The organism is Nostoc sp. DedQUE09 (assembly GCF_034530915.1).
GTDB lineage: Bacteria > Cyanobacteriota > Cyanobacteriia > Cyanobacteriales > Nostocaceae > Nostoc.
Window position 1 is genome coordinate 41175 of record NZ_JAVRCE010000052.1, and the last position, 14370, is coordinate 55544.

Sequence of the window (14370 nt, forward strand, 5' to 3'; positions counted from 1 at the left end):
AAAGGACAAGTGACAAAGGACAAATTACAAAGGACAAAGGACAAATGACAAATGACCCAAGCTCAAGTGCAAGAAACTGCCAACGCCCCTGCTCTTGTTGAGGAAGCAGGGATCAGAAAATGGCAAGACTATTTTAGTTTCAACACCGACCACAAGGTGATTGGGATTCAATACCTAGTCACTACGTTCATTTTCTACTGTATTGGTGGGGTGATGGCTGACTTGGTTCGTACAGAACTGCGAACCCCAGAAGTCGATTTTGTCACCCCTGAAGTCTACAACAGCTTATTTACGCTGCACGCCACGATCATGATTTTCTTGTGGATCGTGCCAGCTGGTGCGGGTTTTGCTAACTTCCTCATCCCTTTAATGATTGGGGCAAAGGATATGGCATTTCCGCGCTTGAATGCTGTTGCCTTTTGGATGATTCCCCCAGCGGGTTTATTGTTGATCGCTAGTTTAGTGGTAGGCGATGCACCGGATGCGGGTTGGACTTCCTACCCTCCCCTGAGCTTGGTAACAGGTCAAGTAGGTGAGGGAATTTGGATTATGAGCGTCCTCCTACTAGGTACGTCATCGATTTTAGGAGCAATCAATTTCCTCGTCACATTGCTCAGAATGCGTATCCCCGGTATGGGGGTTCATCAAATGCCCTTATTTTGCTGGGCGATGTTTGCTACCTCGGCGCTGACTTTGGTATCTACGCCAGTGTTAGCAGCAGGTCTGATTCTGCTGGCTTTTGACTTAATTGCCGGGACAACATTTTTTAACCCAACTGGCGGTGGCGACCCTGTAGTTTACCAGCACATGTTCTGGTTTTACTCCCACCCAGCGGTTTACATCATGATTTTGCCCTTTTTTGGCGCAATTTCAGAAATTATCCCCGTGCATTCCCGCAAGCCGATTTTTGGCTATAAAGCGATCGCTTATTCGTCTCTTGCCATTAGCTTTTTGGGGCTAATTGTTTGGGCGCACCACATGTTTACCAGCGGTATCCCCGGTTGGTTGCGGATGTTCTTTATGATCACCACCATGATCATTGCCGTACCCACAGGAATTAAAATTTTCAGCTGGTTAGGAACCATGTGGGGTGGAAAAATCCGGCTTAACACTGCCATGCTGTTCGCAATGGGTTTTGTTGGCACCTTTGTGATCGGCGGGATCAGTGGCGTAATGTTGGCAGCAGTGCCCTTTGACATTCACGTTCACGACACCTATTTTGTGGTGGCACACTTGCACTACGTCCTGTTTGGTGGTAGTGTTCTCGGCATTTATGCGGCGATTTACCACTGGTTCCCGAAAATGACGGGACGCATGGTAAACGAATTTTGGGGCAAGGTTCACTTTGCCTTAACAATAGTGGGTCTGAATATGGCCTTCTTACCAATGCATAAGCTGGGATTAATGGGCATGAACCGCCGTATCGCCCAGTATGACCCCAAATTTACCTTTCTCAACGAAATCTGCACTTATGGTGCTTACATACTAGCAGTTTCGACATTCCCCTTCATCATCAATGCCATTTGGAGTTGGTTATACGGCGAGAAAGCTGGTAATAATCCTTGGAAGGCACTGACCTTAGAGTGGATGACGACTTCACCACCAGCGATCGAGAATTTCGATCAAACCCCAGTACTGGCTACAGGCCCCTATGACTACGGTTTGGAAAAGGCTGACGAAGGTGTACCCTTATCTGATCCCGATCCAGTCTTATCTGGCGGCCCAAACTCAGTATTAAGAGCAAAACCCGATCCAGCCGTTGCTGCTAATCCCGAAGATCGTAAATAAACAGGTTCTGGGGCATTGGATATTGGGCATGGGGCTTCTGCCTTGTTCCACTCCCCATTCCCCATTCCCCATTCCCCATACTTCGACTGCGCCCTTCTCTACGAGAGGCTGCACTTCTCTACGAGACGCTGCGCGAACGACTACGCTCAGTGACCACGCCAACGGCTACGCTCAGGACAAGCTCAGTACAAGTTCCCCATTCCCCATTCCCCAATTTATCTTTTAAAAAATTCATGCAAAGTCAAACTATTGACCCAGCTAAAACGGAACTGAATCATCACCATGCGGCGGAAGCATCCATTGGTCATCATGAAGAACATCCAGACCATCGCCTGTTTGGGCTAATAGTCTTCCTGATTGCTGAAGGAATGATTTTTTTGGGACTGTTCGGAGCCTACTTGGCTTTCCGTGCTACCTTACCTGCATGGCCCCCAGCCGGTACCCCAGAATTAGAACTATTGCTACCTGGAGTTAACACCATCAATCTAATTTCTAGTAGTTTTGTCATGCACAATGCCGACACTGCTATTAAAAAGAACGATACACGGGGTGCGCAAATCTGGTTAGCAATTACTGCTGCAATGGGTGCTATTTTCTTGGTGGGTCAAGTATATGAATATACCCATTTAGAATTTGGTTTAACTACCAATTTGTTTGCCAGTGCATTTTACGTTTTGACTGGTTTCCACGGATTGCACGTTACTCTGGGCGTTTTGGCAATTGTTGCTGTGTTGTGGCGATCGCGCGTTCCGGGTCACTATAGTAACGAAAAGCACTTTGGTATTGAAGCAGCCGAAATCTACTGGCACTTCGTTGACGTAATTTGGATTATTTTGTTCGGATTACTGTATCTTTTGTGAGTATTAATTAACTAGTTGTTCAATCCACGCTGACAACTTAATAAGCCCCCACTAGGGGGCTTTTTTAATTAACAGCATAAAAATATGAGTGAAAAGATTAGACTTCTTGCAAAAGTCGGGGTAAAGGGGAAGGTGGGGCCCCCTCTGGGGATAAGGGGCGGGGGAAAAGGGTAAAAAAGTCAAAATCCTTTCCCTTTAACCTTTTCCCTTTTCCCTAAGAGTGCAAAAATATATTTTTGCAAGAGGTCTATTGTAGAGACATAGTAGTGCTACGTCTCTACAAGGGTTAGATATAATGCATATTTATCCTTTAACCAGAAAAGTTAAATAAAAAGTATATTAAAATAAGCGTAGACCATTCCCACTATTACTTTTGCTAGATGCAACTGAGTTATTGCAAGTGATAGAAATACGAGTAAATTAAAAGGTGGGAAAAGTCGGAAAAGTAGGATGTTTTAGATGAAGTATTGAACAACCAGTTAATATAGTGTAAATTGATATTCTAAGGACTCAGTAAACCAATAAATAAAGTCCGCAAATTTATGCGGATTTAATTTAAGGAAATGCAGTCCTAATATTTTTTCTAGCCATAAAAGTGGAAACTTGAAGTTATTCGAGAGATGGCAATTATTATAAGTAATTCGCCATTTTGCTTTCTCATTTAAATAGCTCATACCAATTCAAAAAAAGTTGACGATAGACAATGCTGACGCTCACCCTTGCCTTGCTAAGGGTAGGTAAGAGTAGATTCTATTTTAACAATTGGGATCATATCAAGTTCGGGTAATTACTTGTAATAAAATCTGTCTATATAGGTTGGGTTGAACCACAGTGAAACCCAACATGAACATGGAGTAAATGTTTGGTTTCGTTCCTCAAACGCCACTTGCTTCTGCCTTGGCGCTAGCCTCTCCCTTTGGGAGAAGGGGAGACGCTACGCGTAGCTTGCTTCCCCGTAAGGGTACAAGTCGGGAAACCGCAAGGGCGCAGTGGCTCCACAACCTACAAATATTATAAGTATTTAACCGAACCTGAGATCACATATTAATTGTGGTATTTCATAGAAGCGAATACGCATTACAGATTTGCCAGAATTATGAGTAGCTCGAGATCGTAAAATGTGTGAGTGATTAAAAAGTTACACTTTATTTAACTCAAAAATCATCACTCGATATTTACCTCAAAAACTTACCCGATCTTTTTTAGTTTTGTCGTTGAACTTACATTAATCTGACAACGCGATCGCGGTTGGTAATGACTAAAATTTGGTAACAAAATTGTGGCGAATACTGTAAAGGTATTTGTGCCTTGAAATTTTCCTGTTTAAGGTTTTGTCAGTAATTAGACTTAACAGTTAAAATAATTGAAGAAGAATTCAGAAGTCAGAATCAAGATGCTCGTGACGCTCGTTCGTGTAGCGTGTCGCAGACAAGACTCGCTTTCCGCGTCGCTATCGTCCTTGGCGTCTCCCCTTCTCCCAAAGGGAGAGGCTAGCGCCAAAGGAGAGGACTCTCTTTCCACGTCGCTTACAGTCGGGGATTCAGACCCGCGACTGTCTTGTTGACCACTAAATTGAAAATTTAGTGGGGGTGCAAAAACGCCGATTATTCATCTGTCAGTCGTACAGAATTCATTCTGACTCCTGATTCCTGAATTCTGTTCGATAAATAAATATCCTGACTCTTGAATATCATTTTCTACTACCCACAGTCTTTAAACTGTAGGCTAGTGTTAAATTTACTTAAGTGATAAAATTACAGAAGTATTTCATAAATTAATTTTCTACTAAAATACCTATAAAGGTATTAAACAAAGCAATCAACTAAGTATCCAATTTATCCAAAACATAGGTTGCCCGATGGCTAACTGCCGCAAATACCAGCCAATTTAGCAGCAAGCAGTTATTCATAACCTCACCCAAGCTCTGAATGGTCAGTAAATTAAGAAGTAGTATACGCCACATGAGCCATAACCCTCTAGTTAGAAAAACACTCCGAAGTCGCTTTGAAACTGTCAAAGTGATGGGAAGCGGAGAATCTGATAATACTTACTTATTAGGGGGTGCTATACGTAAGAGACATCGATACTCTTTCAACAGAAAAACACTTCGGAATCGCTTTGAGATTATCAAACAATTAGGAAGTGGAGGTTCTGGTGATACCTACTTGGCCATTGACTTGGATTTACCAGGACAACCCCATTGTGTCGTCAAACATTTCCACCCGAAAGATTCCAACCCTGCTGTTCTACCCATCGCTAAAAAGCTATTCGATCGGGAAGCGGAAGTTTTATACCAGCTAGGCAACGACCACGACCAAATTCCGAGACTGTTTGCCCATTTTAATGAAGATGGGGATTTTTATTTAGTTCAGGAATTTATTGACGGTCATGCCTTGACTCAAGAAATTTTACCAGGTCAACGTCTTAACGAGAATACAGTTTTAAATTTATTAAAAGACATCCTAGAAGTGCTGGCTTTCGTCCACCAACACGATATTATTCACCGAGATATTAAGCCTCAAAACTTAATGCGGCGATACTCCGATGGGAAAATTGTGCTAATTGACTTTGGCAGTATTAAGAAAATTGGTGCTTTGGGAGCAGGCTTAACAATTGCTGTTGGGACTCCTGGCTATATGCCAAGCGAACAGGCTAAGGGAAAGCCAAAACTTTGCAGCGATATCTATGCAGTTGGGATGATTGGGATTCAAGCTTTAACAGGTTTAATACCTGAACAACTACCAGAAGATCCCAGTACTGGAGAAGTTATTTGGCGCGACAAGGCAGAGGTAAGTGATGCTCTGGCAAATATTTTAGATACAATGGTTCGCGATCGCTACCACCAACGGTATCAGTCTGGCACAGAAGCTTTGCAAGCGCTCAATTCTGATGTACTAGTGTTGTCACAGCCTTCACAATCTGCTGACATCAACCACAAAGCTGATGATACCTATTTGCTAACTTATAGAAACTTTATTTTGCTGCTGGGTATCGGTCTTGGCGCAACCACTAGTTTGATAGTAATAGTTTTAATTTACACTTTTATGAATACGGGTACATCTGTTCCAAATCAACCTACTCCACTAAAAAGTTTTCTAGAAAGATTTGTTGAGTTTCCATCAGCTAAGACGAATAGTCTACAAGCTAAATCAGCACTTAACAGAAGAATATGTTAAAGCAATTGCACCATTGCAAAAAACATCAAATAGCAAATTTAATTCCACTACCTGAGAAAAGTTAATCATTTAGCAGCAATCATCAGACTGGCTATTAAAGATTTACTTTGAATTTAAATATTTCAAGATTACTATAGGATAAATACTTAGATATTCCTGTAAGATAAATACAACTAAACAAAATTTAAAAATATGGACAATACAAATCAAAGAAAAGCTTTAATTAACAGCGAAATCTCCCTCTTTCTTAGAGGTTTGATTATTGGTAAAGTTCTCACACTTATGGTTATTGGTGGATTACTTTGGTGGTTATTGAAGCCAAATTTATTGTCCCGCAACAATGTTAACTCTTCCTCTACTCAAAATTTCAACCGCGTCTCTAATAATGAATCAACTTTTCAGACAGTTGCTGATGTTCCCCCTGCATCATTCAACTACGGAGGTAGTACAGCTTGGGCATCTATTCGGCAATTGGTAGATTCTCAGATCCAGAGCGATCGCCCGGAACTACAATTACGCTATGTAAACCCTGTTAATGGTACTCCTGGTTCTAGCTCCGGCATTCGGATGTTGCTTGATGGAAAACTAGACTTTGCTCAGTCTTCCCGTCCCCTCACAGATAAAGAACAAGCTACGGCAAAAGAGCGAGGCTTCACCCTTGAGCAACGTCAAGTGGGTATGGATGGGATAGCAGTGGTAGTCAATCCATCACTCAATGTGCCTGGTTTAACTGTTGAACAATTGCAGCAAATTTATTTAGGGAAAATTACTAACTGGAATCAAGTAGGTGGGCCAAATTTACCCATCACAGCTTTTTCGCAACGACCAGAAGACGCAGATACAGTGATATTCCCTAGCAATAGCGACTTAAAAGGGCAAGCATTTGGCCCTAATGTGCAATATGTCTACTCTGCTACAGAAGCAGTGCGTCAACTCAGTAAAACCCCTGGTGGCGTGTATTACGCTTCTGCCCGTTCAGTAGTCTTTCAATGTAGCGTCAAGGCTTTGCCATTGGGTCAGACTTCCGATCGGCTAATTACCCCCTATCAAGAGCCGATGGTTTCGCCTGAACAATGTCCGCGTCAGCGCAACCAGCTAAATACTCAGGCGATCAAAAATGGCAGCTATCCGATGATTGCTAATTTGTTTGTGATTATTAAGCAGAACAAAGGTTCACAACAGCAGATTGGAAATGCTTATGCCAATCTTTTATTAACTGACCAAGGGCAAAGAGCAATTGAGCAAGCTGGTTTCGTTGGCGTTCGTTAGTAGATTTGAAGGACAATTGAGCAAGCTTTCCAGAGATACCCGACTTGTTTAAGAGGTCGGGTATCTAGAAGTATAGAATTGTGTGCGATCGCGGCTATACTTGGGAACTACCAGCTTGCAGAATCTGTTGAGCAATCAGGTTTAGTTCGGGAAAAATAGGTGATACGATGCGGTCATCGCCTCTAAATTGAGTAACTCGGTATTCACCGTCAACTAATTGGTAGATAGAGATAGTAGGTTGTTTAGGATTACCGATAAACTTTTTACCACCAATAGCTAAATAATCAACAATCCAATATTCTTTTATCCCTATTTGTTCATATTCACCTAGCTTTTTATAATAATCATCCCGCCAGTTAGTACTAATAACTTCAATCACTAAAGGGATAGAATCGGCAAACTCAACCGTAGAATATTTCTGCCAAAGTGGCTCTAATTTTAAAGCAGGACGGTTGAGTAATAGCAAGTCTGGAGAATAGCAGGACTGACTAATAGCAGATTTAACTAATGCTGTTTTTGGGATGAAATAAGGTAGACCATTGCGAACGTACTCAACTGCAATTTTTTCAACCAAAAACCCGACAATATCTTCATGGTCTCCTACTGGTTGTGCCATTTCAACAATCACGCCATCATGTAATTCATACCTTCCACCTTCAGGACGCCAGACTGCAAAATCTTCAAAGGTTACTAATTTGGGTATAGCTTGAGTCATAAAATAGCCTACCTTAGCTTATATATTGCGAACATTTTTGTTTACAAACTTGTGAAAGCCTTATATGTTAAAGTTTACAGGTTTGGATGTGAGAGAATAAATACCACACAATCCAACATCAACCTCGCGTGTAATTCTTCAGAATCTCTTGACGTTATCTGATCGAAAACATTCCTCGGCAGCAGCATAAAAGGGAGATGTCCCTCTGGGGCAGAAGTCTCAAAAGTTATGTCAGCATACTTAATCCAATCCGATTCCACTCTCCATACCACGCGATCGCTAAACTTGATCCAGGCTTCTTCATCATAGTTTCTGTTAAGCTTACCGCCGACTTCTAAGTAAATGTTCTTCTGAACGCTGAAGCCAAAACTCCCATTGCTATATTTCACCCACAGACGGTCAATTGTTTGGAGGTCAGCGCAGGGAAAGTCTAAAAGTTCATCTGGACGCAACCAGTCGCTTTTCTCTCTTCCGACAGCTTGCAACATCACCAAATAAGTTTCATTATCGGCTTCTTTCCAGTTCCTTGCTGCTAGTAAATCGCGCAGTTTACTATAGTCTACGCCTCTTTCAGAACTCAGATCATTTTGTGTTCCTGGTGACACCTGTAAGAGTTTACCTACGTTTACTTTTTCCAGGCTATATTTCTCTTCTATATATATTTTATCAGGATAGTGGAGTAGTTTCACTGGAGGATAGCTGAGTAGTTCCATTAATTTTGGTTTACCACCCCAATATTTTGTAATCTCATTACACTGATTAAAATGAAAGTCACCACCATGATTAAGCGCTTTCTTTTGTAAATTTGTGAGTAACTTACGGTCTACATCTAAATCAAGAAGTAGCTGAGGCCATTTCACACTAATAGCAGTAAACTTCCCTAATTGCTCTAGCGTCAAAAGTTGATTAATAAATGCACCTTGTGATTCATCAATTATTTCATCAAATAGTCCTGTATTGCTGGCAATATAGGTTTTGAGTCTGAACAAATTAATAAACTGCTTTAAACGACGCAGATTATAATCTAAAGCAGAGGCTACCATTAACACAATATCCCGAACTGTTTGAGAATCTTGGGTTACATTAAATTTGATTTTTTCCCGACGCTCTAATTTTTTTTCTTGTGGAGTTTGTGGTTGGTTTGATTGCGGTTCTAAAGGTTTTATGTTTGTATCTTTTTCTTGCTTCTTCTTATTAATCAATTTTCTTAATGTAGAAATATTATTCCTAATAAGCTCCCAAAAACTGGGTTTATTTTTTTGCTGAACAGGAAGAGCGATTTTATCTAAAAAATACTGAAAGTTTGACTGAGCTGGTTGTGGTACTTGAAAGGGAATTTGGATAAACTTTTCCAGAAAAGCATAACCGTATTCTATGCCACTCAAGAATGAGCTTCGGTCATCTTTATTGTCGGTGTTAGATGTGATTGAGGATGAAGGCAGATAAGGGAGAATATCCTTGTACTTGACTGCAAGACCTGCTGCTACCTTCTCTCTATCCATACCAAGAATAAAAATTATATGAGGATCGTTAGATATCATCAAGTTCAAAGCCTGCATCAGGTCAGCGGATTTAGGAAGCTCACAACGATCAAGATCATCAATAAAAACATAGACTTTATTGTTTCTACCTGCATAAGCATCAACAATTTTTTTAAAGTCTTCATGAAACTTCTCTACAAAAGAAATCTGACTTTTATAATCAGGTGATTGGAGATATTTAATCAGTGCTTTTTTAAGGTCTCCAACAAATTTACGAAGTTGCTGCCATAGTGATATAACGGCTAAAGTGGAACCTCCAATACCAGCGCCTCCAATAGGTATAAAATAGGGATTTTCTGGAAGGTAATTCTCTGTATTACCTTGATTATTATTAGTATTACTTTGATAAGAATTATTGTTTTGCTGAGATGAGCTTTTGTTCTTTTGTTGACCGTTACTATTTTTGAACTGAGAATTACTATCTTTTTTTTTATTTTTATCAGTCTGCTCTATACGTATATTTAAATCTTTTACGCCCTTAGACAATTGTTCAACCCATGTCGGCCCTTTAAAAAAAGAAAAAATACCAATTATTAGAATAGCAGAGATGCCAATCAATAATTGAGCAAATGTCCGAAGAAAATCTAGCCAACCTTCTTTCAAATTGAAGCGAAAAAAGAATAGTTTAATGTGGCCAATCCCAGTAGGTAAGTAATCAGAACTAGAGCGAGATGTAGATATTTTTCGCAGAAATTCGAGTGCAAATGCTGCCCACAAGGCTTCTGCTTTATCATGTCTCCAAGCATTAAACCAAACTGTTTTTGGCTTAGGTTTAAGCTTGTAGATGTTTAAACGTAACGATTTATATATACTAATGTAAATAGATAAAATTTGAATACAAATAAATTCAAAACTGTTATCAAGCCTGTTTCGTTCGCTTCGCTTAAACTTTCTAATAGTTGCCCTTGCATTGCCTTCAAATTTTCCCAGATTATTTTGTAAACTCTTTTCAAACTTTTTCTGTTGACTTTCTTCAATAGCTTTTTGAAGTTGCTTCATAAAAGAAGACTTTCCGCTACCCCATGCACCTTCTATAGAAATAGTGAGTGGAGGTTGAGTTACAGGATTGGTTAAAAACTCAGCGATCGCACTAACATAAGGTTCAAAACCAAGAGAGTCAAACTCTGCTGCTTGATCGGTAACACTAGCGTTAAGAATAGACTCTTGTAGAAAATCAGGCTTATCTGTACTGCTGTCCGCCATAAAAATTTTAAGTTAGCTTAACAACAAAGTACTTAACTAAATTGTAATTAAACTTAGCATACATGAGCGGCAAAACTAATACCTTGCAGCATTGTCAAACGTGGCTTGAGAAAAAGGCGATCACTTGTAAGCTAAAAAATACACCATAATTTCAATTATTCTGCATTGCTGCGGCAAGTTTATCTAAATTTTGACGAACAGTAACACTACGGTGATGATTTACACCCCAGACTCGTTCACAAATATCTAAAGCTTGCAAATAAAGCGGTTCAGCTTCACCGTAACGTCCTGTTGCACGATAAATTTCTGCTAGATTATTGAGACTTTCGGCAACATTGGGATGATTTTCTCCCAATAGGTGCTTATCAAGTTCTAAGGCTTTTATACATAAGGGTTCCGCTTCATTGTAACGTCCCTGCTCTCTGTACATATAACCAAGAGCATAGATCGTATCTGCTAATAGCGGATGCGCTTTTTGTAATACACGCTGCTTGAGTTCTAATGATTCCAAAAACAAAGATTCCGCTTCACTGTAGCGTCCTTGAGCGCGGTATATTAAACCTAAATTGTGCAAATCTGTGGCAACATCAGGATTTTCTTCTCCCAAAAATCGCTGATCTAATTCTATTGCTTGTTTCGACAAAGGTTCAGCTTCACTGTAACGTCCTTGATGATAATAAAGTAACGCTAAATTATTCAGTATAAGAGCAAAAGAAAGATGATTTTCACCCAGCAGACGTTTTTCGAGTTCTAATGATTGCAAATACAAAGGTTCTGCTTCGTCATAACGTCCTTGTTCATCATATAGTAATGCCAAATTGTTCAGACTGGCAGCGACATCGGCATGGTGTTCTCCTAACAATCCTTTCCTCAGTTCTAAAGCTTGTTGATATAAAAGTTCTGCTTTATTATATTGTCCAGTAGATTTGTAAAGTCCTGCCAAATTATTCAGGCTAGTAGCAAAAGCAGGATGATTTTCTCCTAACAGCCGTTTTCTCAGTTCTAAAGCTTGTTTATATAATGGTTCAGCTTCGCTGTAGTTTCCCGTTGCACGATATATTCCTGCTAAATTGTCGAGGCTATTAGCTAAGTCTATCTGCAAACCCAATTCATTTTGTAACTCACTCGCCTGACGCCAATATTTAATTGCTAATTTCTGTTCTTCTTGATAATTTTGAGATTCACCCCGAGCTAATCTGCTGTGGTAAATATCGCCCAATCTTGAATATAAAGTAGCTAAGGTAGGATCTTTAGTTCCCCGTTCTTGTTCTACTTTTTCGATTAACCTTTGTAAATCTTGAATGGGTAAGAAAAAGCGATTAGTTTCATTAGTATCTGTGCTAGCTAATTCTGTATCTCGAAAAACAAAGCGGATATGTTCTAGTTCTTTACCAGGAATAGCATTTGTCTTTTGAGATTCAAACCGAAATACACCATTGCGCCAACTCCAAAAATCAGGAGCTTTTTTAATTAGGTTGACTAAAATTTGGTTCGTTACCCAAAGCACGATCGCAAATGGAAATTCGCGCAATCCTTCCCTTGTCCACTGTAAGTAACCAAAAAATTTCTCCTGTTCTGATTGCTCATTTCCCAACCTGAGAAAATACAATTGTTCAGCACCCGTCACAGTGATTACCGCCGGGTTCTGCTGATGTAGATATTCTTCTTGTTGTACCAGTTGGTTAAGAGCAGCTTTGAGACTAGGTTCTTGACGCGCTAAAGTTACTCGATATGCACCGAAGGCGGGTTGTAGTTCAGCTTCATATTGAGCAATAATCTGATCACGAAAGTTAGCATCATCGCAAACCGCAATCAGTAAATTTAATCCCCGCTTTTGAGCTTCAATAGAAACAATTAAATCATCATACGCATCTTTATTTTCTCCTTCATCATTTAATAATTCCTCATTTAACATTAATAGCTCCCTGTCTTTTTAAGCTTTCGATAATAATTGGATGAACATCATACCAAGTTTCATCAGTGCGATACTCTAGAACATACAGCCCATGTAACAAATCTAAAAACTCTGCTTGTTTCGGGTCATTGGGCATAAATTGTTCATATACACTCTGCAAAATATCGATATCAGTTTTTCCTAAGCGTATTGAAAAATCATTGCGAATTTTATTGATTGCTTGCAGGAGAATTTTATCATCAATAATAACTTTGGCTGAAGGATTTCGCCGGATAGTTCTCAAACATATACGACAACATTCTTTAGAAATGCGAATTAACTCTCGCAATACGCCACCACTGTAAATTACGATTTTTTCAGCAGTTTCTGCCGCAATTAATTCACTAGGAATCCGCTTTTGCAAAACTTCACCGAGAATCTTTGTTGCTTCTGGGCGAGGTTGGGCATTCAATAAGCGATTTTTACCTTTATCAAATATTTTTAAGACAGGCATTGCCACAACTTGATCGTTAGTTTCAGTGGCAATAATTGTGCTAATAAATGTTTCTCGAAGGACTGCGATCGGGATGGTATAAATAATTTGAAAGTTAGGTTGACAAAGAGCTTTAATGTTATCTCGATAAATTTCGTTAACTCTGCCTAAATCCAGTTTATCTAAATCATCAATAATTACTAAAACGTTTTGTTTAGTTGCAGCTTGAATTAGAGCAGCGATTTCGTTAATCCTGGCAACTAAATCTGATAACTTGCGTTCAAATTCTTGCTTAATTTCATCCCGAACGCTAGCATCAGCTTTTAATTTAGAGCTAATCAATTTTAAAAGGTCAAAACCTATACTTACTTCTGCTTGCAAATTCGATTCTTCAGTACGAGTGCGGGTAGCAAACCACTTATAAAGAGCTTCTTTAGTCGATTGTGGAATATCAACTTTGCGTGCTTCTGCTTCTGTCATTAAATTAACTGCGATCGCAAACAGTATATTAATATGATTAACTGCCGACATTTCAATTTTATCGGCAATAGAAAACAGAACTACAAAGTATTTATCTTGAATTTGTCGGCTAAATTCAGCTAACAAAGTAGACTTACCACATCCCCGATGTCCTGTAAAGACAATTTTGCCATCTCCATTCGGACTATCTTCCACTAATTGGTTCAAGTCTGCAATCAAATCATCACCATATTCGACTCGAAACCTTTCCATTTCGTTCCGTTCCATCAACGGAAACAGTTCGAGATTGCTGTATGCTTCTTGAAAGGAGTTTAATAAGTCTTGAGACATTGGATAGTGCTGTTAACGTGCTAACTATTCATATAATGGCTCATGATTTTTGAAGCACAAGTTCAGGCAATGTCTAGGATAGAGTATGCCTACATAACTTATCAAATTTTGTTAATAAATAACTACTAGGTGAGTGGTATGTTATATCTTAAAAAAAGACACTCTAATTCCCAAACTTCAACCTATCAATGAGTAACAGAGGTCAATAATCAATAAGACTGAATGATAGATTATACATTCAATAATTCAGACTGAATGATAGATTATACAAATAACATCCTGAAAGCTACTTAACACATAAATAAAATAAAATTTTCAGTTATAAAAATAAATTTTTAGTGTGCTTTGTCTCACCCGCTTCTAGCCAATGCGATAAGTAGCTGTTGTTACTATTGATTTACTAGGCGGGTGTCAATACTTCTCGCTTTGTGCATTTTTAACTCGGAATCGGGTTTGGGGTAAAGGGTAAAGGGTAAGGGTTAAAGGTTTTTTCTTTCCCTTTTCCCTTTCCCCTTTTCCCCAAAACCCGAGAAGTATTGAGGCGGGTGTCTCACTTTTGCAAATATACTTAGTACAAGTCACCGGAAAAAAGGGTCGGAAATAGTGGAAGATATTCTCTGT

At 39.5% G+C, this 14370-nt stretch carries 9 protein-coding genes; 4 read left to right on the forward strand and 5 right to left on the reverse strand.

Annotation, left to right across the window (positions count from 1 at the left end; genetic code table 11):
• Positions 1 to 51: 51 nt before the first annotated feature.
• Together ctaD and RMY27_RS26030 are read left to right on the forward strand one after the other, a co-directional pair.
• Positions 52 to 1788: a cytochrome c oxidase subunit I gene (ctaD, locus tag RMY27_RS26025; RefSeq protein WP_322667758.1), complete on the forward strand. Its 1737-nt coding sequence runs from the start codon at positions 52 to 54 to the stop codon at positions 1786 to 1788.
• Positions 1789 to 2021: 233 nt separating this feature from the next.
• On the forward strand, positions 2022 to 2648 hold the full coding sequence (locus RMY27_RS26030) for a heme-copper oxidase subunit III (RefSeq protein WP_322667759.1): 627 nt from the start codon (positions 2022 to 2024) through the stop codon (positions 2646 to 2648).
• A 1822-nt stretch (positions 2649 to 4470) separates the two neighbouring features.
• Here the strand turns inward: RMY27_RS26030 and RMY27_RS26035 are convergent.
• Complete coding sequence (locus RMY27_RS26035) at positions 4471 to 4611, reverse strand: hypothetical protein (protein WP_322667760.1); 141 nt, start codon at positions 4609 to 4611, stop codon at positions 4471 to 4473.
• Between RMY27_RS26035 and RMY27_RS26040 the strand changes: the two genes are divergently transcribed.
• On the forward strand, positions 4610 to 5824 hold the full coding sequence (locus tag RMY27_RS26040) for a serine/threonine-protein kinase (protein WP_322667761.1): 1215 nt from the start codon (positions 4610 to 4612) through the stop codon (positions 5822 to 5824). The genes RMY27_RS26035 and RMY27_RS26040 overlap by 2 nt on opposite strands.
• A gap of 192 nt (positions 5825 to 6016) precedes the next feature.
• Positions 6017 to 7093, forward strand: a complete 1077-nt coding sequence (locus RMY27_RS26045) for a PstS family phosphate ABC transporter substrate-binding protein (protein ID WP_322667762.1) — start codon at positions 6017 to 6019, stop codon at positions 7091 to 7093.
• A 94-nt stretch (positions 7094 to 7187) separates the two neighbouring features.
• Here the strand turns inward: RMY27_RS26045 and RMY27_RS26050 are convergent, their stop codons facing one another.
• The 4 genes from RMY27_RS26050 to RMY27_RS26065 all read right to left on the reverse strand — a co-directional run bounded on the left by RMY27_RS26050 (position 7188) and on the right by RMY27_RS26065 (position 13749).
• Complete coding sequence (locus RMY27_RS26050) at positions 7188 to 7808, reverse strand: Uma2 family endonuclease (RefSeq protein WP_322667763.1); 621 nt, start codon at positions 7806 to 7808, stop codon at positions 7188 to 7190.
• Between the two features lie 74 nt (positions 7809 to 7882).
• On the reverse strand, positions 7883 to 10552 hold the full coding sequence (locus RMY27_RS26055; RefSeq protein WP_322667764.1) for a GUN4 domain-containing protein: 2670 nt from the start codon (positions 10550 to 10552) through the stop codon (positions 7883 to 7885).
• A gap of 151 nt (positions 10553 to 10703) precedes the next feature.
• Positions 10704 to 12467: a tetratricopeptide repeat protein gene (locus RMY27_RS26060; RefSeq protein ID WP_322667765.1), complete on the reverse strand. Its 1764-nt coding sequence runs from the start codon at positions 12465 to 12467 to the stop codon at positions 10704 to 10706.
• A complete protein-coding gene (locus tag RMY27_RS26065) occupies positions 12457 to 13749 on the reverse strand; it encodes an ATP-binding protein (protein WP_322667766.1) in 1293 nt (430 codons plus the stop codon). Before RMY27_RS26065 ends, RMY27_RS26060 begins: the two co-directional genes overlap by 11 nt.
• Positions 13750 to 14370 lie beyond the last annotated feature (621 nt).